The 20,971-nt window shown below is 70.3% G+C and carries 20 protein-coding genes, 1 rRNA gene and 2 pseudogenes; 5 read left to right on the forward strand and 18 right to left on the reverse strand.

Features of this window, described 5'->3' with window-relative positions:
* Nucleotides 1-127 precede the first annotated feature (127 nt).
* Nucleotides 128-244 (forward strand): 5S ribosomal RNA (rrf, locus tag EAO72_RS09325).
* A gap of 73 nt (nucleotides 245-317) precedes the next feature.
* On the opposite strand, the gene EAO72_RS09330 is transcribed toward rrf, so the two are convergent.
* The 4 genes from EAO72_RS09330 to EAO72_RS09345 form a co-directional block, all read right to left on the reverse strand.
* Nucleotides 318-983 carry a response regulator gene (locus EAO72_RS09330; RefSeq protein ID WP_148016783.1) on the reverse strand — a complete coding sequence of 222 codons (666 nt, stop codon included), beginning with the start codon at nucleotides 981-983 and terminating at the stop codon, nucleotides 318-320.
* Nucleotides 980-2,236 carry a sensor histidine kinase gene (locus EAO72_RS09335; protein ID WP_148016784.1) on the reverse strand — a complete coding sequence of 419 codons (1,257 nt, stop codon included), beginning with the start codon at nucleotides 2,234-2,236 and terminating at the stop codon, nucleotides 980-982. Before EAO72_RS09335 ends, EAO72_RS09330 begins: the two co-directional genes overlap by 4 nt.
* Before the next feature lie 64 nt (nucleotides 2,237-2,300).
* Entirely contained in the window at nucleotides 2,301-3,092 is a 792-nt protein-coding gene (locus EAO72_RS09340) for an ABC transporter permease (RefSeq protein ID WP_148016785.1), read from the reverse strand.
* Entirely contained in the window at nucleotides 3,089-4,021 is a 933-nt protein-coding gene (locus EAO72_RS09345) for an ATP-binding cassette domain-containing protein (protein ID WP_148016786.1), read from the reverse strand. The genes EAO72_RS09340 and EAO72_RS09345 overlap by 4 nt, the downstream gene beginning before the upstream one ends.
* Before the next feature lie 140 nt (nucleotides 4,022-4,161).
* Here EAO72_RS09345 and EAO72_RS09350 point away from each other — a divergent pair, with 140 nt between their 5' ends.
* Entirely contained in the window at nucleotides 4,162-4,719 is a 558-nt protein-coding gene (locus EAO72_RS09350; RefSeq protein ID WP_148016787.1) for a GNAT family N-acetyltransferase, read from the forward strand.
* A gap of 7 nt (nucleotides 4,720-4,726) precedes the next feature.
* On the opposite strand, the gene EAO72_RS09355 is transcribed toward EAO72_RS09350, so the two are convergent.
* Nucleotides 4,727-5,638, reverse strand: coding sequence for a class I SAM-dependent methyltransferase (locus EAO72_RS09355; protein ID WP_148016788.1), 912 nt, complete (start codon nucleotides 5,636-5,638; stop codon nucleotides 4,727-4,729).
* A gap of 72 nt (nucleotides 5,639-5,710) precedes the next feature.
* On the opposite strand from EAO72_RS09355, the gene EAO72_RS09360 reads away from it, so the two are divergent.
* Entirely contained in the window at nucleotides 5,711-6,343 is a 633-nt protein-coding gene (locus tag EAO72_RS09360; protein WP_148016789.1) for a TetR/AcrR family transcriptional regulator, read from the forward strand.
* Between the two features lie 22 nt (nucleotides 6,344-6,365).
* Here EAO72_RS09360 and EAO72_RS09365 read toward each other — a convergent pair.
* From EAO72_RS09365 to EAO72_RS09415, 11 genes and pseudogenes are all read right to left on the reverse strand, one after another.
* A pseudogene (locus EAO72_RS09365) lies at nucleotides 6,366-7,367 on the reverse strand (type IV secretory system conjugative DNA transfer family protein); the annotation flags it as partial.
* Nucleotides 7,351-9,081 (reverse strand): LVIVD repeat-containing protein, encoded by a 1,731-nt coding sequence (locus tag EAO72_RS09370; RefSeq protein ID WP_261991390.1) that lies wholly within the window; start codon nucleotides 9,079-9,081, stop codon nucleotides 7,351-7,353. The pseudogene EAO72_RS09365 and the gene EAO72_RS09370, both read right to left, overlap by 17 nt.
* A 94-nt stretch (nucleotides 9,082-9,175) precedes the next feature.
* Nucleotides 9,176-10,411 (reverse strand): kynureninase, encoded by a 1,236-nt coding sequence (gene kynU, locus EAO72_RS09375; RefSeq protein WP_148016791.1) that lies wholly within the window; start codon nucleotides 10,409-10,411, stop codon nucleotides 9,176-9,178.
* Nucleotides 10,405-11,469: a 4-hydroxy-2-oxovalerate aldolase gene (gene dmpG, locus EAO72_RS09380; protein ID WP_148016792.1), complete on the reverse strand. Its 1,065-nt coding sequence runs from the start codon at nucleotides 11,467-11,469 to the stop codon at nucleotides 10,405-10,407. Before dmpG ends, kynU begins: the two co-directional genes overlap by 7 nt.
* A complete protein-coding gene (locus EAO72_RS09385; protein ID WP_148016793.1) occupies nucleotides 11,466-12,380 on the reverse strand; it encodes an acetaldehyde dehydrogenase (acetylating) in 915 nt (304 codons plus the stop codon). Before EAO72_RS09385 ends, dmpG begins: the two co-directional genes overlap by 4 nt.
* Complete coding sequence (locus EAO72_RS09390; protein ID WP_148016794.1) at nucleotides 12,377-13,399, reverse strand: amidohydrolase family protein; 1,023 nt, start codon at nucleotides 13,397-13,399, stop codon at nucleotides 12,377-12,379. Before EAO72_RS09390 ends, EAO72_RS09385 begins: the two co-directional genes overlap by 4 nt.
* Entirely contained in the window at nucleotides 13,396-13,968 is a 573-nt protein-coding gene (locus EAO72_RS09395) for a 3-hydroxyanthranilate 3,4-dioxygenase (RefSeq protein WP_148016795.1), read from the reverse strand. Before EAO72_RS09395 ends, EAO72_RS09390 begins: the two co-directional genes overlap by 4 nt.
* Entirely contained in the window at nucleotides 13,965-14,384 is a 420-nt protein-coding gene (locus tag EAO72_RS09400) for a RidA family protein (protein ID WP_148016796.1), read from the reverse strand. Before EAO72_RS09400 ends, EAO72_RS09395 begins: the two co-directional genes overlap by 4 nt.
* Nucleotides 14,381-15,124, reverse strand: a complete 744-nt coding sequence (locus EAO72_RS09405; RefSeq protein WP_148016797.1) for a 2-keto-4-pentenoate hydratase — start codon at nucleotides 15,122-15,124, stop codon at nucleotides 14,381-14,383. The genes EAO72_RS09400 and EAO72_RS09405 overlap by 4 nt, the downstream gene beginning before the upstream one ends.
* Nucleotides 15,121-15,936 (reverse strand): 2-keto-4-pentenoate hydratase, encoded by an 816-nt coding sequence (locus EAO72_RS09410; protein ID WP_222724077.1) that lies wholly within the window; start codon nucleotides 15,934-15,936, stop codon nucleotides 15,121-15,123. The genes EAO72_RS09405 and EAO72_RS09410 overlap by 4 nt, the downstream gene beginning before the upstream one ends.
* Nucleotides 15,933-17,360, reverse strand: a complete 1,428-nt coding sequence (locus EAO72_RS09415; RefSeq protein ID WP_187284988.1) for a 2-hydroxymuconic semialdehyde dehydrogenase — start codon at nucleotides 17,358-17,360, stop codon at nucleotides 15,933-15,935. Before EAO72_RS09415 ends, EAO72_RS09410 begins: the two co-directional genes overlap by 4 nt.
* 179 nt (nucleotides 17,361-17,539) lie before the next feature.
* Between EAO72_RS09415 and EAO72_RS09420 the strand changes: the two genes are divergently transcribed.
* Nucleotides 17,540-18,484: a LysR substrate-binding domain-containing protein gene (locus EAO72_RS09420; protein WP_148016799.1), complete on the forward strand. Its 945-nt coding sequence runs from the start codon at nucleotides 17,540-17,542 to the stop codon at nucleotides 18,482-18,484.
* Between the two features lie 139 nt (nucleotides 18,485-18,623).
* Nucleotides 18,624-19,499 (forward strand): annotated as a pseudogene (locus EAO72_RS09425) (transposase).
* 48 nt (nucleotides 19,500-19,547) lie between these two features.
* On the opposite strand, the gene EAO72_RS09430 reads toward EAO72_RS09425, so the two are convergent.
* On the reverse strand, nucleotides 19,548-20,492 hold the full coding sequence (locus tag EAO72_RS09430; protein ID WP_222724078.1) for a methylenetetrahydrofolate reductase: 945 nt from the start codon (nucleotides 20,490-20,492) through the stop codon (nucleotides 19,548-19,550).
* Nucleotides 20,493-20,510: 18 nt separating this feature from the next.
* Nucleotides 20,511-20,837: an AAA family ATPase gene (locus EAO72_RS44005; RefSeq protein WP_148016801.1), complete on the reverse strand. Its 327-nt coding sequence runs from the start codon at nucleotides 20,835-20,837 to the stop codon at nucleotides 20,511-20,513.
* Between the last annotated feature and the right edge of the window lie 134 nt (nucleotides 20,838-20,971).

Genomic DNA, 20,971 nt, shown 5'->3' on the forward strand with positions numbered 1-20,971 from the left:
GGTAACGGGTGGAGCTGACTGGTACTAATAGGCCGAGGGCTTGTCCTCAGTTGCTCGCGTCCACTGTGTTAGTTCTGAAATAACGAACGGCCGTGTTTTCATCCGGTGTTGGTTAATTTCATAGTGTTTCGGTGGTCATTGCGTTAGGGAAACGCCCGGTTACATTCCGAACCCGGAAGCTAAGCCTTTCAGCGCCGATGGTACTGCAGGGGGGACCCTGTGGGAGAGTAGGACGCCGCCGAACTCCTTTTGATAGTTAAGCCCCGTGCCCTTGTGGCACGGGGCTTTTCTGCGTTCACAGACCGGAGGGAGCGGCCTCAGTCGGCGGTGACGAGATGGGTGTCGTACGCCAGGATGACCGCCTGAACGCGGTCTCTGGCGCCGGTCTTCGCGAGAATGCGCGAGACGTGTGTCTTTACCGTTGATTCGGCTACGTGGAAGCGTTCGGCGATTTCCGTGTTGGTCCAGCCCTGTCCGATGACGGTGAGGATCTCCCGTTCCCGGTCGGTGAGTTTCTCGATCCGTGCGTCCGGGATCGCGGGTCCGCCGGGGGCAGCCGGCAAGTGCTGTACGTACGCGTCCAAGAGACGGCGGGTCAGGCTCGGGGCGACTACCGCGTCGCCGCTGGCCACGGCCCGGATGCCGGAAAGGAGTTCCTCGGGCAGCGCGTCCTTGATCAGGAAGCCGCTGGCACCGGCGCGCAGACCGTCGTACGCGTAGCGGTCCAGGTCGAACGTGGTGACGATGAGGACGCGCGTACGGGAGCCTGTCCTGATGATGCGGCGGGTCGCCTCGATGCCGTCGAGCAGCGGCATGCGGATGTCCATCAGGGCGACGTCCGGCTGGTGTCGGTCGACGAGTTGGAGGGCCTCGTGGCCGTTGGCGGCCTCGCCGACGACCGTCATGTCGTCCTGGCTCTCCAACAGCATGCGGAACCCGAAGCGTTGCATCGGCTGGTCGTCCGCGATGAGCACGGTCGTCACGAGGGGGAGTCCTCCAGGGGGAGTCGGAGCCGTACCTGCCAGCCCGTGGCGGCCGGGCGGCCGGCTTCAAGTGTGCCGTCGTACAGGGAGGCGCGTTCGCGCATGCCCGTGATGCCCTGACCGGCGCCGGCGGGCGGGACCGCGGTGGCGAGCGGGGGGCCGTTGTCCGTGATCAGGACCTCCAGCTCCTTCGGACGGTACGTCAACACCACCTCGGCTGCCAGGGATTCTTCGGTAGGCGCGTGCTTCAGTGTGTTCGTCAGTGCCTCCTGCACCACCCGGTACACCGTCAGCTGGCGTCCGGCGGTGAGCGGGATGGGCGGGGGTGTGCCGTGGTGGTGCAGGTGTACGGGGAGACCTGCGTTGCGTACGCCTTCCAGGAGCGCGTCGATGTCGTCGAGTGTGGGCTGCGGGGTGCGGTCGGCCCGGTCCGGGTGGTCGCGCAGGACTCCCAGCAGGCGGCGGAGTTCGGAGAGGGCCTGGCGGCTGGTGGTGCCGATGGCGTCCAGGGCCTGGGCGGCCCGTTCGGGGTTCTTGGCCGCGGCGTAGGCGCCGCCGTCCGCGAGGCCCGTGATCACGGAGAGGTTGTGGCCGATGATGTCGTGCATCTCGCGGGCGATCCGGGTCCGTTCGGCGGCGGCTGCCAACTGGGCCTGCTGGTCGCGTTCGAGTTCCAGGCGGTTGGCGCGGTCGACGAGGGCCTCCGTGTACTCCTTGCGCGTACGCACCACGATGCCGACGAGGGCGGCGAACGCGAACGCGTACAGGTGCGGGACGAAGACGCGGTCCCAGTCGTCCGGGAAGCGGCCCGATCCGATCACGAGCGGGGCGAGCACGATCGCGCCCGACCATGCCAGGGTGCGCAGGGGCTGCCGCAGCGCGATGTTGAAGACGACGATCTCCTGGAGGAACGCGGCCTGGATGACCGCCCCCGTCCAGATGTTGACCAGGGAGAACGGCGCCATGAACAGCAGCACGGCCAGCGGATGGCTGCGGCGCCACAGCAGCGGGGCGGAGAACGTCACGCTCATCGTCAGGACCAGCGACGCCGGCACGTCCCGGTCGAGGGCGACCGTGCGCCAGCCGCCGGTCGAGACGTCGAGGACGGCGAACAGCACCCAGAACGTGGTGAGCAGTCCGTCCCAGACGAGGGGGCGGCGGCGGTCGGACACGCGGACGCGCTGGAGCAGGCGTTGGATGTGCCCGGTGAGCGGGAAGGTGCCCGCCGGGCGGTGTATGTCGTCGTCCTTCATTCGGCCCTCATCGGTTCCTTGTCCGTCCCTCACCCGTCCATCCTCGCGCCCGGTCGCGGGCGCGTTATGCGTCGCGGTGTCGCAGCAGGGCGGCTGCCGCGATCAGTGTGGCCGCTGCCCACAGGACGAGGGCGAGCAGGGCTCCGCCGGTGGATGGGGCGTCGGGGAGCGGGGTCGCGGAGCCCAGGACGCCGGCCGCCTGGGTGGGGAAGTAGCGGACGGCGGTCTCGACCGCGTCGTACGGGAGCATGCCGAGCACCTCGGGCAGGACCATGACACCGCCGATGAAGGCACCGATCGCGCCCGGGACCGAGCGGAGCAGCGCGCCGAGGCCGAGGGCGATGAGGCTGAGGAGCGTGGCGCCGACCGCGTTGCCCGCCACGGCGCGGAGTACGCCGGGGTCGGTCAGGGAGGCCGCCTGGTCCGTGTCGTGGAGGAAGAGCTGTGCGACGACGAACGTGAGGAGTGAGGTGGCCAGCATGACGCCGAGGACGGTGGCGGTGAAGACGGCGGCCTTGGCCCACAGGACAGGAAGTCGGCGGGGTACCGCGGTGAGCGAGGCGCGGATCATGCCGGTGGAGTACTCCCCGGCGGTGACGAGGATGCCCAGCACCACCGTGCAGAGCGTGCCGAGGGTGGTGCCGTAGAGGACCAGGATGACCGTGTCGACGTCCGAGTCGCCGCCGTCCGATGTGTACGTGGTGCCCATGACGATGCCGACGGCGAGGACGAGGGCGGCGGCCGCGCCCAGGGTGATCCAGCTGGAGCGCAGGGTGTGGAGCTTGTGCCACTCGGAGCGCAGTACCCGGGTGGGGGTGACGCGGTAGGGGTGCGGGGCGGGTGCCGTGGTGGTCATGCGAGGGCTCCGGTCGGTTCGGGGGCGGTGACCCGGTACTCGACGGATTCCTGGGTGAGGTCCATGAAGGCCTGCTCCAGCGAGGCGGCGAGCGGGGTGAGTTCGTACAGCGGGATGGCGTGGGCGGCGGCGACGCGGCCGATGTGGGCGGAGTCCGTACCGCGGATCTCCAGCCGGTCCGGGTGGTCCCCGCCGGTGATGTCGATGCCGGGGCCGCGCAGCAGGTCGCGCAGGGCGGGGGCCCGGGGGGTGACGACCTTGACGGCGGTGCCGCCCGCGCCGGCGACGAAGTCGGCGACGGTGGTGTCGGCGAGGAGCCGCCCGCGTCCGATGATGACCAGGTGGTCGGCGGTGAGGGCCATCTCGCTCATCAGGTGTGAGGAGACGAGCACGGTGCGGCCCTGCGTCGCGAGGGATTGGAGCAGGGTACGGATCCAGAGCACGCCCTCCGGGTCGAGTCCGTTGACCGGCTCGTCCAGGATCAGGGTGGCGGGATCGCCGAGCATGGCGGCGGCGATGCCGAGCCGCTGGCCCATGCCGAGCGAGAAGCCTTTGACGCGTTTCCCGGCCACCGCGGTCAGCCCGGCCAGGTCGAGGACGTGCTCGACGCGGCTGCGCGGGATGCCGTGGGTGTGGGCGAGCGCCATGAGGTGGTGGAAGGCGGTCCGGCCGGGGTGGACGGAGCGGGCCTCCAGCAGGGCGCCGACTTCGGTGAGAGGTGCGCGGTGGGAGGCGTAGGAGCGGCCGCCGATGGTGGAGCGGCCGCGGGTGGGGGCGTCCAGGCCCAGGAGCATGCGCATGGTCGTGGACTTTCCGGCGCCGTTCGGGCCGAGGAAGCCGGTGACGGTGCCGGGGCGGACGGTGAAGTCGAGGTCCTGGACGACGGTGGTGCCGCCGTACCGTTTGGTGAGTTCGTAGGCCCTGATCATGTGGTCGACGCTACGGAGCGTGCGGTGTGCGGGCGTCGGACCGGGGGCGGGATGTGGCGGTGGGCGTAGTACCGGGGTACGACGGCGGGCCCCGGCCGAATCTGTTTGCGCGGGGGTCGGTGGCAGGTCAGGATCGGGGCATGGACTACGTGATACGCCCGGTGCGCACCGGTGAATGGCAGCTGGTCAAGGAGCTACGGCTGGCCGCCCTCCAGGACCCGGTGGCACCGGTGGCGTTCCTGGAGACGTACGAGCAGGCGGTGGAGCGGTCCGACGACTTCTGGCGGGAGCGGACGGCCGGCGGGTCCGAGGCGGGCGACGGCAGGGCCCGGCAGTTCATCGCGGAGGCGCCCGACGGGAGTTGGGCGGGCACGGTGACCGTGCTGATCGAGCGGCCGGACGGCGAGGTGCGGTTCGGCGAGGTGGCGGCGGTCCACCAGGCGCATGTGGTCGCGGTGTTCGTGCGGCCCGAGGCGCGTGGCAGGGGCGTGGCGGAGGAGTTGTTCCGGGCCGGGACGGACTGGGCGTGGTCGCTGGGTGAGCCGTTGATCGAGCGCGTACGGCTGTATGTGCACGAGGACAATCCGCGGGCGGCGGCGTTCTACCGGCGGATCGGGTTCGTGCCGACCGGGGAGAGCGTGCCGATGCCGGGTGATCCGTCGGCCAGGGAGCTGGAGTACGCGGTCGTGCGGCCGTAGGGCGGGCTCAGATGGTGCCGTGGCGTACGGCGGTCACGGCCAGGGTGGTGTAGTTCATCGTGAAGCGTCCGCCCAGGGAGTCGATGGCGTCCCCGACCGCGTTCAGGATCCCGGTCAGTTGGCCGGGGCGGAGTGAGGTGAGGCCGCCGGTGGTGGGGAGCAGGGCCAGCCACTGGTCGCGTGTGTAGGACTGTTGCCAGTCGAAGTGCCACTGTTCCGTTTCGCCGAAGTGTCCGGTCTCGTTGATCGTGCCGGCGACCTTGGCGTAGGCCGCCCGGTAGAGGTCCAGCGGGCGTCGGGCCGGGCCGTTGTGGAACGGGGAGTCGGGCGCTGCCTGCCGGAAGGCGGCGGCGAAGGGTTCGGCCACCTCGGCGGGCGGCTCGTACGCGTGCCCGAAGATGGCCAGACGTCCCCCCGGGCGCAGGACCTGTGCCGCCTTCGTGGCGCCGGTGGACGGGTCCACCCAGTGCCACGACTGGGCGGCGACGACCGCGTCGAACGTCCGGCCGGCGGGCTGCCAGGCTTCGAAGGTCGCCACCTCGACGTTCAGTCCGCGGGACTGCGCGAAGGCGGCCATCCGGGCGTCGGGCTCGACGCCGAGGACGGTGCAGCCGGCGGCCTGGAACTGACGGGCAGCGATGCCGGTGCCGCAGCCGACGTCGAGTACGTGCGGGTGGGTGCCGGGTGTGCCGGGGCCGGTGTCGTGGACGTGAGGGTCGGGGCCGAGTGGTTCGGGGCCGATGTCGTGTACGTCGGGACGCCGGGTTCCGTTGATGATCCGGGTCACCAGTGCGGCCGGGTAGCCGGGCCGTGCCTGGTCGTAGCGCTGTGCGTCCACGCCGAAGGACTCGGCCATCCGGCGGGCCTCGTGCGGCTTCGACGGGGGTGGTTCCGGGTGGTCCCTCGATACGATGGGCATACGCCCACCTTAGTGGGCGCACGCCCACTCGCCAAGGGAGCGGGCGGGCGACATCGTCGAGAGGATCTGCGAGTGCCGACCGGTGTGCACCTTCGTGACGCGCGGCAGCAGTTGTTCGACGCGGCCGAACGCGTTCTGTTGCGGGACGGGCCGAACGGGCTGACCAGCCGGGCCGTGACCGACGAGGCAGGCTGCGCGAAGGGCGTCCTGCACCGGCACTTCGCGGACTTCGACGCCTTCCTCGCCGGCCTCGTGCTCGACCGGGCCGCCAGGCTGGAGACGCAGGTGGGTGCGCTGCGCGAGTCCGCCGGCACCGGGACGGTGACCGGGAACCTCACCGCGGCGCTGACCACCCTGTTCGGACCGGTTCCGGTGGCGATCATTCCGCTCATCACCTTCCGGGACGCGCTGCGCACCCGTTTGCGGGAGGCCCGGCCCGGAGGTGGCATCGCGATCCTCGCCGAGGCCACGACCGCGGTCTCCGCCTACCTGGCCGCCGAGCGGGAGCTGGGCCGTATCGCGGCCGACGCGGACATCGACTCGCTCACCCTGTCCCTGGTCGGCGGCGGGCATCTCCTCTTCGCGGATCGCGAGGCCCCCGGCCCGCCGGACACGGTGGCCGTCGAACGGTTCGTGGCCGTGGCCGTCGCCGACGTGGTCCGGCGAAAGCGCGTGCCTGGCGTCGCGCGGGAGACGGCAGTGTGACGACAGGCCCTTGGCCGCTGGTTCAGTGGCTGGGCGACGTCTGGAGCTGCTGGGTCCAGTGGGCGCGGGCCTGTTCGCGGGAGCGGAGCAGGGCGATGGTCGGCAGGCCCTGCTGCTCGCCGGTGGTGAGGAGTTCCGGCAGCCGGGGCAGGGGCGCGACGGCCGCGATGTCGTCGAGGACGAGCGTCATTGGTGGGTCGAGCCGGCCGTCGGATGACCGTGCGGCCATGCGGCGGCCGTGCTCGACCACGTCTGAGGCGAGAGCGGTGAGCAGGGGCATCGCCCCGGGGCCCGACCGCGGGTTCTCGATGGGTTCGCCGACCACATAGAGACTGCCCCCCTCGTCCACGAATGATTCCAGCGCGAGCGAATCGGCTCGGTTCGGTGTGCAGGTCTCCCGGATGTGGACCGACGACAGCGCGCCGAAGGCCCGGACCGTCAGTTCCTGGGCCATCTCGCGGCGTTCGGGGTGTGCGGTGAGCGCGGACTCCAGGAGCCCGGCGAGTCCGGAGGCGGCTTTGGGGTGGGTGCGGAGCAGGCGCACCGGTTCATGGGCGCTGCCGCCGAGTGCCCAGCGGTGGACCTGGCGGAAGGGGCGGCCGTCGATCGCGGCGGCGTGGAGCCAGCACCGCAGGAGGGTCTCCGCGGTGTCGGCCGTCGCCGCGTCGATGCGGGCCTGCGGTCGTACGGGGGCGAGGAGAGCGGCGGAGCGGGCGGCCGCGCGGTCGGGCTGTTCGCAGCCGGTCGTGGGTGACCAGTGGAGCCGGGCCGGGGTGTCGCAGAGGTGGCCGGGGTCGTAGACGAGGACCGGGCCYAGCTRGGCCCGGGCGTCCTTCGTCTCGGCCCAGACGCTGGGGTCGGAGGTGACGACGAGTACGGGCCCGTCCGCCTCGCGGATGGCCTGGACGGCGGTGGGCCGGCGGGTGGCGGCGGGGCCGTAGACGACGAGGGGGGGTGGGGAAGCGGGGGTGCGGCGCGTGGGCGGCGGTCGCCGCCCACGCGCGGTGTCAGAACTGGCTGTTGCGGAACGGCTTCGCGGGCCGGTTCAGGTCGGGCTTGCCCAGCACCTTCTTCGAGGAGAGTGCGTAGATGCCGTGGTTGGTCAGCGCCCAGGCGATGTTGCGGTCCCATTCCACGTAGACGCCGTGGGTCTGGTTGCCGTACGCATAGTCCGCGGTGTCGGCGCCGTACGCCTTGGGGACGAAGTAGGCGTCGATCTTCGGCGCGGCCGGGTCGGAGACGTCGAAGAACTGCACGCCCGCGTTGTAGAAGCCGTAGCCAAGGGTGCCGGTGCTGTGCCGGCCGGGGTTGGTGTAGTAGCCGGTGCGCTTGGGGCCGAAGCTGCCGCGGCGCTGGCAGTAGTCCGTGAAACCCGCGGACTTCGGCGGGGCGGGCCGAGGGAGAACGCCGACGACGCGGGGGTGCTCCGGGTCCTTCGCGTCGATCTGGTAGACGTCCTTGTACGGCTCGTAGCAGTCCTCGGTGAGCGGGTAGCCGGAGTAGTAGATCATCCCGGTTTTCTCGTACTGGGAGACGTCGATGTTGTCGCCCTCGGTGCCCGCGACCGATGCCGGCAGGTCGAGATGGCTCACGGTCCTCATGTTCGAGGGGTCGGAGATATCCAGCACCGTCAGGCCGTAGCCGCCCATGGCGGCGAAGGCGTACCGCCCGCCCTTCTCCACGGGCTTGGGGATGAGCAGGGGCATCCGGGCACCCATCCAGCTGGTGCGGTTCCCGCACCGCGGGTTCTTCTTGTACGCCGCGTCCTCACCAGTGCGCTGGCCAGGCAGATGCCAGGTGTCGAGAAGCTTCGGGTGGGCGGGGTCCGACATGTCCCAGGACTGGTAGCCGGCCGAGTGGAGGTTGGTGGGGTACTCGGTGCCTGAGTAGGTGTCGTCCGGCGCGGTGGCGATGAACATGTACTTCTCGCCCGTCCAGTACGGCACGTCGATCGAGCCCGAGCCCTGCTGCGCTTTGGCGAGGTTGCTGTTCAACGGGTCGGACTGGGTGGAATCGGTCGAGACCGTGGACAGCAGCTTCCAGTCCTTCTTCCGCGGCCCGTCCAAGCGGTACACCTTGAAGCCCTTGAGCCCTGGCTTGGCACGCAGCTTCTTCACGCCCTCCGGATTGTTGTACTTGTCCATGGGCGGGTGGTCCGACAGCTCGCTGATCTGGCGCTTGCTCTCGAAGCTCTGGACCATGACGTAGGCGTTCAGCTTCTTGTTCCACTGGATGGTGGAGGCGCCCCAGTAGTCGTTCGCCGCCCAGTCGCCGTTCGCCCTCGTCTCGTCGTCGTCCACGTCCTCGCGGCTGAGCTTCTCGACCACCTTGACGTGCTTGACGTCGGTGATGTCGTAGACACGGCCCTCGGAGCGGTCGTACTGGAAGAGGTAGCGTCGTCCGTCGAAGTCGACGATGTTCTGCCAGGTGTGGAAGTAGTCAGGGGTGAAGTCGGTGCCCTCGTAGGCGGCTTCGACCTTCATGTTCTTGATGTACGAGCGGGTGTCGTACTCCTTGTTGCGGCCGGGGAAGGGGTGATCGGACTCCTCGTCGACCGGGGTGAGGGCCGGGTGCATGAAGGTGCCGTCCAGCTGCATGCCGTACGAGCCGGGGTCAGCCGGCTCGGGGCGGCGGTCGGCGCAGACGTCGGGGATGTTCGGGTCGGCGGCCGTGCTCGCGCCGGAGACGCCGGGCACGAGGAGCGTGGCGGTGACGGCGGCGGCGACTGCCGCGGCCAAGGCTGCGTTTCTGCGGATGGATCGCATCTGACGGACCTTTCGGAGGTGGGGCGTCGTGGAGCGGAGGCAGGCGCGGGGTACGGGCTTCGAGGGTTCAGGTGACGGTGGGACGCTGCTGGAACTCGGGTGTCCGGTGGGCGCCGGAGGCCACGATGTCGTGCAGCTCCCGCACGGCATGAAAGGCGTCGGCGTGCGTGACGTACAGCGGGTTGAAGCCGAAGCGGAGCAGGTCGGGGGCGCGCATGTCACCGATCACGCCGCGGGCGGTGAGCGCGGCCACGAGCGGGTACGCCTCCGGGTGGCGCAGAGAGACCTGGCTGCCGCGGCGCTCCGGGTCACGCGGGGTGGCCATCGTGAAGCCCAGGCCGTCCAGGAGGGTGTCTGCGCATTCCTGGAAGAATCCGGTCAGGGACAGGCTCTTGTCCCGTACAGCCGCCATCTCCACGCCGTCGAAGGCCGTGAGTGCGGCCTCCAGGCCCAGAAGCGACAGAAGCGGCGGGGTGCTGATCCGGGCCCGGGAGATGCCCGGCCCGGGGGTGTATGTGCCGGACATCGCGAAGGGATCCGCATGGCCGTGCCAGCCGGTGACGGGGTGGTCGAAGTTCTGCTGGTGGCGGCCTGCGACGTAGGCGAACGCCGGGGCGCCGGGACCGCCGGAGAGGTACTTGTAACCGCAGCCGACCGCGAAGTCCGCCGCCATGGCGTCGAGCCCGATGGGCATGGCGCCTGCGGCGTGGCAGAGATCCCAGTGGATCAGGGCCCCGGCGACGTGCGCGGCGGCGGTGAGCGCGGTCATGTCGTACAGCTCGCCCGTGCGGTAGTCCACTGGTGCGTACGCGGCGACCGCGACGTCCTCACCCTCGGAGGCCAGCACCGCGGCGGCTTCCCGTGCGGGCACCCGTCGGACCTCGAGCCCGAGCAGCTTGCCCACCGAGTCGGCGATGTACTGGTCGGTGGGGAAGTGGTCGGGATCGGTGAGGAGCAGTCGGCGGCCGGGGCGCAGCCGGGCGGCGGCGAGCAGAGTGTTGAACAGCTGGACGCTGGTGGAGTCCCCGGCCACGACCTGGCCGGGGGCCGCGCCGATCAGCCGTCCGATGGCATCGCCCGTCCGTATGGGGGCCTCCCACCAGCCGTTGCCGTTCCAGGAGCGGATCAGGTCGGTGCCCCACTGACGGTGCACCGCGTCCTCGATCGCCCCGGGGACGGCGGCGGGAAGGGCGCCGAGGGAGTTGCCGTCGAGATAGACGACCTCCTTGGGGAGGAGGAAGCGTTCACGGACGCGGGCGAGCGGGTCGGCGGCGTCCAGTGCGGCGGCGCGTTCGGTCAGCATGAGGTCTCTCCGTCGTTGCTCGAAGGGGCAGCAGGGGTGCAGTCGGCGTCGCCGCGGCCCTGGAGGAGATCCAGCGCGATGTCGGTGAGCAGGTCCTCCTGCCCGCCGACCAGCCGCCGCCGCCCTGCCTCGACCAACAGGTCGCGTGTGTCGAGACCGTGGCGCAGGGCCGTGGTCTCCGCGTGTCGCAGGAAGCTGGAGTACACCCCGGCGTAGCCGAGCGTCAGCGTCTCCCGGTCCACCCGGACGGGCCGGTCCTGCGTCGGCCGTACGAGCTGCTCCGCCGCGTCCATCAGCGGGAACAGCTTGCAGCCGTGCTCCCAGCCCATCAGGCCGAACACCGCCACCGTCGGTTCCAGCGGTGCGTTTCCGGCGCCGGCGCCCTGCCCTGCCAGGGAGGCGTCCACGCGGAAGGCGCCCTCCTCCACCGCCGTGATGCTGTTGGCCACACCCAGACCGAGGTTGTGGTGGGCGTGGATGCCGATCTCGGTGGCCGGGTCGAGGACCGCGCGGTAGGCGCGGACCCGTTCCCGTACCCCGTCCATGGTCAGCCGGCCACCGGAGTCCGTGACGTAGACGCAGTGCGCTCCGTACGACTCCATGAGGCGGGCCTGGGCGGCCAGTTCGGCCGGAGGCACCATGTGCGACATCATCAGGAAGCCCGACACGTCCATCCCCAGCTCCCGCGCCAGGCCGATGTGCTGTGCGGAGATGTCCGCCTCGGTGCAGTGCGTGGCGACGCGGACGGACGTGACCCCGAGGGCGTGTGCGCGGCGCAGGTCCTGGGAGGTGCCGATGCCGGGGAGCAGCAGGGTGGTGAGCCGGGCCCGGGTGAGCACGTCGGCCGCCGCCTCCAGCCACTCCCAGTCGGTGTGCGCGCCGGGGCCGTAAGTGACCGAGGAGCCGGAGAGGCCGTCGCCGTGGGCGACTTCGACGGCGTCGACGCCTGCGGTATCGAGCGCGGCCGCGATCGCCCGGACCTGGTCGACCGTGTAGCGGTGCGCCACGGCGTGCATGCCGTCGCGCAGGGTGACGTCCTGGACGTAGACCTTGGTCATCGGGCCGGGCTCCGTTCGGCCAGGCGCTCGGCGGTGCGCAGCGCGGCGGAGGTCATGATGTCGAGGTTCCCGGCGTAGGCCGGCAGGTAGTGGGCGGCGCCCTCGACCTCCAGGTAGACGGAGACCAGCAGCCGCCCGCCGCCGGCGAGCCGCACCAGTGGGTCGTCGGACGTCAGTCGGCGGAACTGCGGCTCCTGCTTGAGCCGGTAGCCGGGCACGTACGCGGCGACGGATGCGGCCATCGCATGCAAGGAGGCGGCCACCCGCTCCGTGTCGCAGTCGTCGACGACGCAGTGCACGGTGTCGCGCATCAGCAGCGGCGGCTCCGCGGGGTTGAGCACGATGATCGCCTTGCCCCGGGCAGCGCCGCCCACCCGCTCCAGCGCCCGGGAGGTGGTCTCGGTGAACTCGTCGATGTTCGCCCGGGTGCCGGGTCCCGCCGACCGCGAGGCGATCGAGGCGACGATCTCCGCGTAGTGCACGGGCGTCACCGCCGACACGGCGGCGACGATCGGGATGGTCGCCTGGCCACCGCAGGTGACCATGTTGACGTTGCGTGCGCCCAGGTGCTCGTCGAGGTTGACGGGCGGGACGACGTACGGGCCGATGGCGGCCGGGGTGAGGTCGACGATCGTCTTTCCGTACGGCGCGAGCGCGGCCGCGTTGCGGTGGTGGGCGGCGGCGGAGGTGGCGTCGAAGACGATGTCGATGTCGTCGAAACCGTCCAGGGCCATCAGTCCGGCCACTCCGGCCGAGCTGGTGGGCACCCCGAGCCTGCGGGCCCGCGCGAGCCCCTCCGACTCGGGGTCGATGCCGATCATCGCGGCGGCGGTGACGTCCCCCGCGCCTCGAATGATTTTGATGAGGAGATCGGTGCCGATGTTGCCCGATCCGATCACGGCTGCCTTCATCGGACGGCCTCCTTCAGCAGCGGGGTCAGGCCGAAGAGGCGGACGGCGTTACCGCCCAGGACGGCCAGCTGATCCTCGGGGGTGAGGTCGCTCTCCCGCACCAGACGGCCGATGTCCTCCTCGCCGAGCGGGAAGGGATGGTCGGAGCCGAGCAGCACCCGTTCCGCACCCATCACGTCCACCAGCAGCCGCAGCGCGCCCGGGTCGAAGACAGCCGAGTCGACGGAGAAGCGGTCGGTGTAGTGCGACGGAGGGTGCGGGCTGTCGGCCCGTACGACGTCGCGGCGGTGCCAGGCGTTGTCGGCCCGTCCCAGCAGGTACGGGAAACTGCCGCCGCCATGGGCGAACAGCAGCCGCAGCGCGGCGGGGAGGCGTTCGAAGGCGCCGGAGAGAATCAGCGACAGGATGGTCAGGTGCGTCTCGGCCGCCATGCCCGCGAGCCAGCCCAGCATGTAGCGCGAGAAGCGCGGTCCTGCGGGCATGTCCCAGGGGTGGACCAGAACAGCCGCGTTCTCCTCGGCGCAGTGTGTGAGGAACTCGAGCAGTGCGCCGTGGTCGAGATCGCGGTCGCCCAGGTGGTTACCGATGTGGACGCCGTGGAATCCCTGACGCATCGCCTCGGTGAGCGCGGCGCAGGCCGCCTCGGTGTCCTGGAGCGGCACCTGGCACAGTGGGGCCAGTCGATGCGGGGCGTACGAGCTGTACTGCAGCAGCCGGGAGTTGACTGTCCGGCACCAGTCTGCGGCGCGCCCGGACTCCAGCCCGTAGCCGAACATCAGCGGGGTGCTGGAGAGCACTTGGATGTCCACCCCGAGCCGGTCCAGGTCCGCGACGCGCTCCGCCGGGTCCCACAGGGTGCGGTTCACAGGCCGGTACTCAGCCGTGCCGGCCATCATCATGCCGGCGTCCGGTCCGTCGCTGGTGCGCAGCCACGGGCCGTCGTCGGAGCCGGTGAGTGCCCGGGACTCGGCGCGGCCGATCTGCGGGAAGACGTGGGCGTGAATATCGACGACGGTCATGCGCCACCCGCCTCCTCACGGCGGGTACGCGGACGGAGTTGCTCGGGCCAGTCCTTGCCCGGGTGCACCGCAGCGCAGTTTCCGCAGGTGCGGGCGGCCTCGTCGGCGTAGAACGCGCTGAACACCGGCGGCAGGTCGTCGACGATCGAGGTGAGCTGCAACTCCCTGCGGTGCACCAGGTGGTGGCACTCCATGCAGTACCACTCGAACGCGTCGCGCTGCCCCTCGGGGCGGGCGAACTCGACGACCAGACCGACGCTGCCCTCCTCCGGCCGCTGCGGGGAGTGCCGCAGATGCGACGGGGCCAGGAAGACGTCGCCCTCGCGGATGTGGATGTCGCGCGGCGGCCGTCCCTCCTCGTCCATGACACGCAGGACCATGTCGCCCTTGAGCTGGTAGAAGAACTCCTCGATCGGGTCGTCGTGGAAGTCGGTGCGGCGGTTGGGACCGCCCACGATCGTCACCATCAGATCGGCGTCCTGCCAGATCTGAACGTTGCCGACCGGCGGCTTGAGCAGGTGGCGGTGTTCGTCGATCCAGGACTGGAGATTGAACGGAGTCATGGTCATCGGCGCGGCTCCTGGGATTGCGGGAGGTGGGCTACGGCGCTGATCTCGATCAGCAGGTGGGGGTGGGGAAGCTGGTGGACGGCGACGGTGGTGCGGCTCGGGCCCGTCTCGTCGAAGTACTCCGCGTAGACCTCGTTGTAGCCGCCGAAGTCGTTCATGCTGACCAGATACGTGGTCACGGACACCAGGTCGGCAAGGCTCCCCCCGACCGCGGCCAGCAGGCTCGCGATGTTGTCGAGCACGGCCCGGGTCTGGGCGCGGATGTCGAGGTCCGTCACGCCCATCACGTCGGCGCTCGCGCCGGCGAAGCCGCCGTCCGGGCGACGCGAGCTGGTGCCGGACACGAAGACCAGGTCGCCTGCGCGCCTGAGGTGCGGGAAGCGGCCGCGTGGCGGGGCGGCGCCGGGCACGATCACGCCGCCTCCTCGGTGGTGAACTGGACTGTGCCGAGGCCCGCGACGGTGGCCCGCACGTGTACGCCGGGCGGTAGCGGCACGGCGGCGGTCGCCGCGCCGGCGAGGATCACGGTGCCGGGTTCGAGTGAACCGGCGAGCCGGGCCGCCGCGGCGAGGGCGCGCAGCGGGTGGCCGAGGATCGCGGCAGTCGAGCCGGCCTGGGCCAGGCGCCCGTCGAGCTCCAGCAGGACGCCGAGGTTGCCCAGGTCGGCCAAAGCCCTCCAGGGCCCCAGGGCGTAGCCCGCGGCGGAGGTGTTGTCGGCGATCACCTCGGGGAGGGAGAACCGGAAACCCTTGTACCGGGAGTCGATGACCTCCAGCGCGGGTGCGACGGCTGCTACGGCGGCTGCGGGGTCGGCCCCGGGGCGCAGCGTGTCGCCGAGAAGGAAGGCAACCTCGGGCTCTATACGGGGGTGGATCAGCCCGGAGGTGTCGTACTGTCCCCCGTCGGTGATCTCCATCCGGTCCGTCAGGCGTCCGTGGATGAGGTCGGCCACACCCATCTGCCGCATCTTGGCGAGGCTGGTGAAGCCGAGCTTGAAGCCGGTGAGCCGTTCACCGCGGGCCAGCCGCCGCGCAATCAGGGCCTCCTGGACGGCGTACGCCTCGTCGGTGTCCGCCGGTGCGCTGCCGCCGCCGGGCAGCGGGCGCGCGTCCAGCGCCGCGCGGTCGAGTGACCGGGCCAGTGTCGTGGTGTTCATCGGGCATCCCCTTCCTGCTCCGAGCGTCCGAAGGCCGCACGGACCGAGCCGAGGCCGTCGATGCGGGCTTCGAGCACGTCGCCGGGCTCGACGCCCGTCATGGGCCCGAGCGCGCCGGTGAGCACGGTGTCCCCGGCCCGCAGCGGGCGGCCGAGCCGCACGAGGGTGTCGGCCAGCCAGACGGCGGCGTGCAGCGGGTTGCCGAGGCAGGCGACGCCGGCGCCGGTGGAGAGGGGCTCTCCGCGGCGCTCCAGCACCATGCCGGCGGTCCGCAGGTCCAGTTCCCGCAGCGGCACGGGCCGGGTGCCCAGTACGTAGGCGCCGCTGGAGGCGTTGTCGGCGATGGTGTCGACGGCCGAGATGTCCCAGTCGCGGATGCGGCTGCCGACCACCTCGATGGCGGGCAGCGCGAAGGCCGTCGCCCGGATGACGTCGGCCACGGTGTGCCGTTCGTGGGTGAGATCGTGCTCAAGCACCAGGGCGACTTCGGCCTCTGCCTTGGGCTGGAGCACCGAGCCCCAGCCGATCTCGGCGCCGTCAGGCACGGCGGTGTCGTCCATCAGCGGGCCGAAGTCCGGTGTGTCGACGCCCAGCTGCGCCTGCACCGCCGCCGAGGTCAGGCCGATCTTCCAGCCCGTGACGCGGCGTCCCTCGGAAAGGCGTCGCTCGGTGAGGACGGACTGGACGGCGTAGGCGGCATCCAGATCGCCGGCGGGGAGGAGGACGCGGACGGGGTCGCACGGGATACCGGTACGGCGTGCCTCATCGATGCGCTCGGCGGCTCGCGCCACGGCTTCGTTCACTGCACTCACAGCTTCACGCACACATTCATCGGCTCGGAAAAGAAGTCGAGGGAGTGGTCGCCGCCCTCACGGCCGATCCCGGACGCCTTCACACCGCCGAAGGGCGTACGGAGGTCGCGCAGATTCCAGGTGTTGACCCAGGCGATGCCGACGTCGAGAGCGGGGGCGACCCGGTGCGCGCGGCTCACATCGCCGGTCCACACGGTGGCGGCCAGGCCGTACGGGCTCGCATTGACGAGGCCCAGCGCCTCCTCCTCGGTGTCGAACGGCGCCACGTGCACAACGGGCCCGAAGATCTCCTCCCGTACCGCCGGATGGTCCTCCGGCAGCCCGGTCAGCACGGTGGGTTCCACCCAGAAGCCGCCGTCCCGCCCGTCCGAGAAGCGCGGCACCCCGCCACCCGCCAGCACGTCGCCGTCGGCCGCGGCCCGGTCGATGTAGCGCAGTACCTTGTCGCGGTGCGCGGCGGAGATCATCGGGCCGTAGCCGCTCAGCTCCTTCGCGCCGGCAGCCAGCCCCTGGGCGAACGCGTCGAAGACCGGCCGCTCCACGTACACGCGCTCGGTACACAGACACACCTGCCCGCTGTGGGTGAACGCCGAGCGAAGGGTGCCTGCTACGGCCTGCTCCAGGTCCGCATCGGCGAAGACGAGCGCGGCGTTCTTGCCGCCCAGCTCGAACGAGACGGGCGCCAGCCGTGCCGCCGCGGCCCGCATGATCGTGCCGCCGGTACGCGACTCCCCCGTGAAAGCGATCGCGTCGATCCCGGGGTGCTCGGTGAGCCACTGGCCGGCCGCATCCGCGCCGCCGCCGTGGACGAGGTTGAAGACGCCCGCCGGCAGTTCCGCCTCGGCCATCACCTCCGCCAGCAGACAGGCCGTGCCGGGCGTGAGCTCGGAGGGCTTGGCGACCACCGTGTTACCCATGGCGAGGGCGGGGGCCACCTTCCAGGTGAGCAGCAGGAGCGGCAGATTCCACGGTGAGATCACCGCGACCACGCCGAGCGGCTTGTGCACGGTGTAGTTCAGGGCGCCACGCCCGTCCGGGGTGGTGGTGTGCCAGGACTGTTCGCTTCGCCCTGCCGTGAGATCGGCGTACGAGCGGAAGTTGGCGATCGCACGCGGGATGTCGATCGTCGAGGCGAGGTCGCGGGGCTTGCCGGTGTCAGCGCACTCGGCCGCGACGAACTCCTCGAAGCGCTGCTCGATGCCGTCGGCGATCCGGTGCAGCATGCGCGACCGCTCCGCCGGACTCCAGGAGGCCCACGGCCCGCGCAGCGCGTCCCTGGCGGCACGTACCGCCCGGTCGACCAGCTCCCGGGGCGCTGCGGGCAGCTCGCCCGCGGGGCGCCCGAAGACCGGATCGATCAGCGGGAACGGCACGCCGGACGCGTCGAACCTGCCTCCTACGTAGTGCCGCACAGGTGAGCTCACCTTGTAGACCTCCGTTGTCTGGCCGGGACTTGGATTTGGTGCCACGGACCGTCCGGGTATCTTGCGCCCATCAAGCAATGCCGAACCAATGCTGATTAGTGGGCTTCATATATCGATCTGGGCATGCTTGATGTCTCACCTGCCAGAACCCACCCACTCCCGGAAGGAGCCAGCTCCCGATGGACCTGCTCGACGGCCGTCTGAAGTTCCGGCACCTGACCCTGCTCGTCGCGATCGTCGACCGAGGAAGCGTGGTGAAAGCGGCCGAAATGCTCAACCTCACCCAGCCCGCCGCGACCCGCACCCTCCGCGAGCTGGAGAAGATCGCCAACGTGCCGCTCTTCGTCCGTGTGCCGCGCGGCATGCGGCCAACCGTCTACGGCGAGGCGTTCGTGGAGCACGCCCGCGCGGTGGTGGCCGAGGTGCGACGGGCCGGAGAGCACCTCACCGGCCTGCGGCAGGGGCAGGACGGCACGGTGACCGTGGGCACGCTGCTCGCCGGCGCCAACGTGCTACTGCCCCGGGCGGTCGCGCGGCTCAAGCAGGAGCGGCCGCGGCTCACGGTCGTCGTACGCGAGGGGACCCCGGACGTTCTCCACCCGGCGCTGCTGGCAGGCGAGTTGGACGTCATTATCGGCAGGCTGGGGCCGGCCCCCGGAGAAAGAGACGGGCTGCACCAGCAGAAGTTGTACCGGGAACCCATCCGGCTCGCCGTCCGCTCCGGGCACCCGCTGTCCGACGCCGACGGGTTGACGCTCGCGGAAACCCTCGCCTTCCCGTGGATCCTGCCGGTCGAGCAGACCGCCCTGCGTCAGGAACTCAGCACCCTCTTCGCCGACCGAGGGCTCCCGCTGCCCGCCGACCGCGTCGAGTGCACGTCCATCCTCACCATGCGGGCGTTGCTCCTGCAGACGGACATGGTGGCGCTGCTGCCCGAACTCGTCCTGCGCGGCGACGAGCACCTCACTGCACTGCCCGTCGACCTGCCCTCAGTGGGACGCACAGTGGGCACGACCGAGGCAGTGCACCGCACGCGCACGCCCGCTCTTCAAGCGCTACTGCACCACCTGCGTCAGGAAGCGGCATTGCTGCGCGAGACGCTCAGGGAAGCCACGGTGCGTTAGAGCGTGTCGCCCTGAGAGCAATGCTCAGGACTTGCGGATCGGCTCTGGAGGACGGATGAAGGGCGTACCTTCCCGAGTGAATGATCGTCAAGTCACCGAGCAGGCCCGCGCTGCGAACGCGGGTCGGGAAGGCGCGCCCGTGCTCAGCGTAGTCAACGAAGACGGCACCACCGAGGCCGGTTCTCTGATTGACGAGATCGTCCGGGAGGGCGCGAGGCGCATGCTAGCCGCGCACTGGAGGCCGAAGTTGACCAGCACATAGCCGAGCTCGCCGGGCAGCGGGACGAGGCCGGTCGCCGACTGGTGGTCCGTAACGGCCGGCACCGTCCCCGAACGGTGACCACGGCCGCCGGGCCCGTCGAGGTCGCCGCCCCGCGTGTGAACGACAAGCGCGTCGACGAGGCCACCGGTGAGCGCAAGCGGTTCTCCTCGGAGATCCTCGCGCCGTGGTGCCGAATCCGACTACGTCTACGTCTGGGCCGACGGCGTCCACCCCAAGATCCGCCTGTCCGAGACGCACTCCTGCCTCCTGGTCCTGATGGGCGTCCGCGTCGACGGCACCAAGGAACTGATCGCGATCGCCGAAGGGTTGCGCGAGTCCGCCGAGTCCTGGGCCGATCTGCTGCGGGACTGCCGCCGACGCGGCATGCGCGACCCGATGCTCATGGTCGGTGGCGGCGCGATGGGCCTGTGGCGGGCACTGGCGGAGGTGTTTCCGCAGGCCAGGCACCAGAGGTGTTGGGTTCACAAAGCCCGCGATGTCATGAACGCGTTGCCGAGGACCGCACGCACGCGGACAAGGCGATCTAGGCGTTCGACAAGACGCACGGGGCGAAGTGGCCGAAGGCCATCAAGAAGATCACCGGCGAGGTCGACGAGCTGCTTCAAGCTCGTCGAGTCCGCCCAGGCCCGATGGCGCGCGGTCAACGCGCCTCACCTGGTCTCCCTGGTCCGTGCCGGAGCCCGCTTCGAGAAGGGAGTCCTCCCCGAGTGCGAAGAAGTCTCAGCAGCCTGAGCGACGTCATGATCAGAGGACTTGACACCTGCACGTTCATGGCCGGCCTCATGCGGATGATTGACAGCGCCCAAGCAGTCCGCTCACCTCGCCGGCGAGGGCGACCGAGGCATCGATCTCGACTTTGCGGATCGACACGCTCTCTACGAGGAAGCCGAACGGCATGCCGAGCCTGCGGCAGAAGGCGACCAGGTCACGGGCGTTGGCCAAGCAGTGCTCGTACGACTCCGCCAGGGTGTCGTCGGCGTGGAGCAGCGAGTTCTCAATCCAGCGTGGCACGTCGACTCCGAGCCATTTGAGGAACGTCAGCGTCTTCACCGAGCCGCACACCGAGAGCGTGAACACGACGGGCTTGGGCGTGAGCCGCCGCTCGCGGCAGGCGTAGTAGTAGTCGGAGACCATGCTCTTCACCGCATCAGCGTTGTAGACGACCTGCGAGATGAAGTACGCGCATCCCGCCTCCTGCTTGGCAAGCAGCCGCAGATGCTCGTCGGGGCGCTCGGTGATGGCGACGCCGCCGAGCAGCAGCTCCGGGCGGACGTCGCGGCGCAGGGCCTGCGCCTCGGACAGGCGAGTCCGCACCGTCTTGTCTTTCGAGGCCGCACCGACGAAGACGCTGAGCACTCGGTCCGTGTCGGCCATCTGCAGCCAAGTCCGCAGCTCCGCCTCGGGGTACTTACCGACGCACCGGTAGATAACCACAGGGCGGTTCCAGCCGCCGAGGTATTCCGCGTGATAGGTGGCGGGGTCCACGGTCGGCAGGTACGGAAACGGCCGCTCCGCAGGATTGCGGTCGCTCTCGTCATCGATGTCATAGAGCGCCAGACCGTCCAGGTCAAGGAAGTCCAACCGCGCCAACGTGGCCGCGGTGATCTCCCGTATCCGCTCGGGAGCGGCACTCAAACGCGGCGGCGTGATGCCGAACAGCAGGATGCCGCTCTCGGCGTCGGTCAGCAGCGTCCGGACAGCCGTCCTGCCTCTCTGGTCCATCATGTCGCGGAAGCTACCAGCTCATTCACCAGGCAGCAGGCGAACGCCGCTCTGTGAGACCGGATCCGACCGCTCGTGCCCGAGGGGACCATAACAAGGCTCCGATGGAACGACCCCGTTGATCAGATCCACCGGATTTGACAATAACTCTCGCCCTGATTCGCTCGTCGGTTGATCGGACCATGGACTGAGCCCTTGTGGCAGACCGTCGTTACTGAAGCGGCAGTCCGTCAGCAGTGCCAACGCTTCCAGGAAGGCCGACTTCCCCGAGCCATTCGGGCCCGCCAAGGCCGTGGCCCGGAGTGCAGAGACACCCCCTTCTCCGAAACCGGCCCTCACAGTCACCATTCCAAGGACCAGGGGCACGCTAGAGGTGAAGACGGGTGATGACGTGGGCTTTTAGTCAGCACCAAACCAGCACGGGAGTCAGCACCGCCCTCGCGAAACATGTCGGACAGCGCAACTCGGACGGCCCTCCCCCG

Source organism: Streptomyces sp. OR43 (assembly GCF_008042275.1).
Lineage (GTDB): Bacteria > Actinomycetota > Actinomycetes > Streptomycetales > Streptomycetaceae > Streptomyces.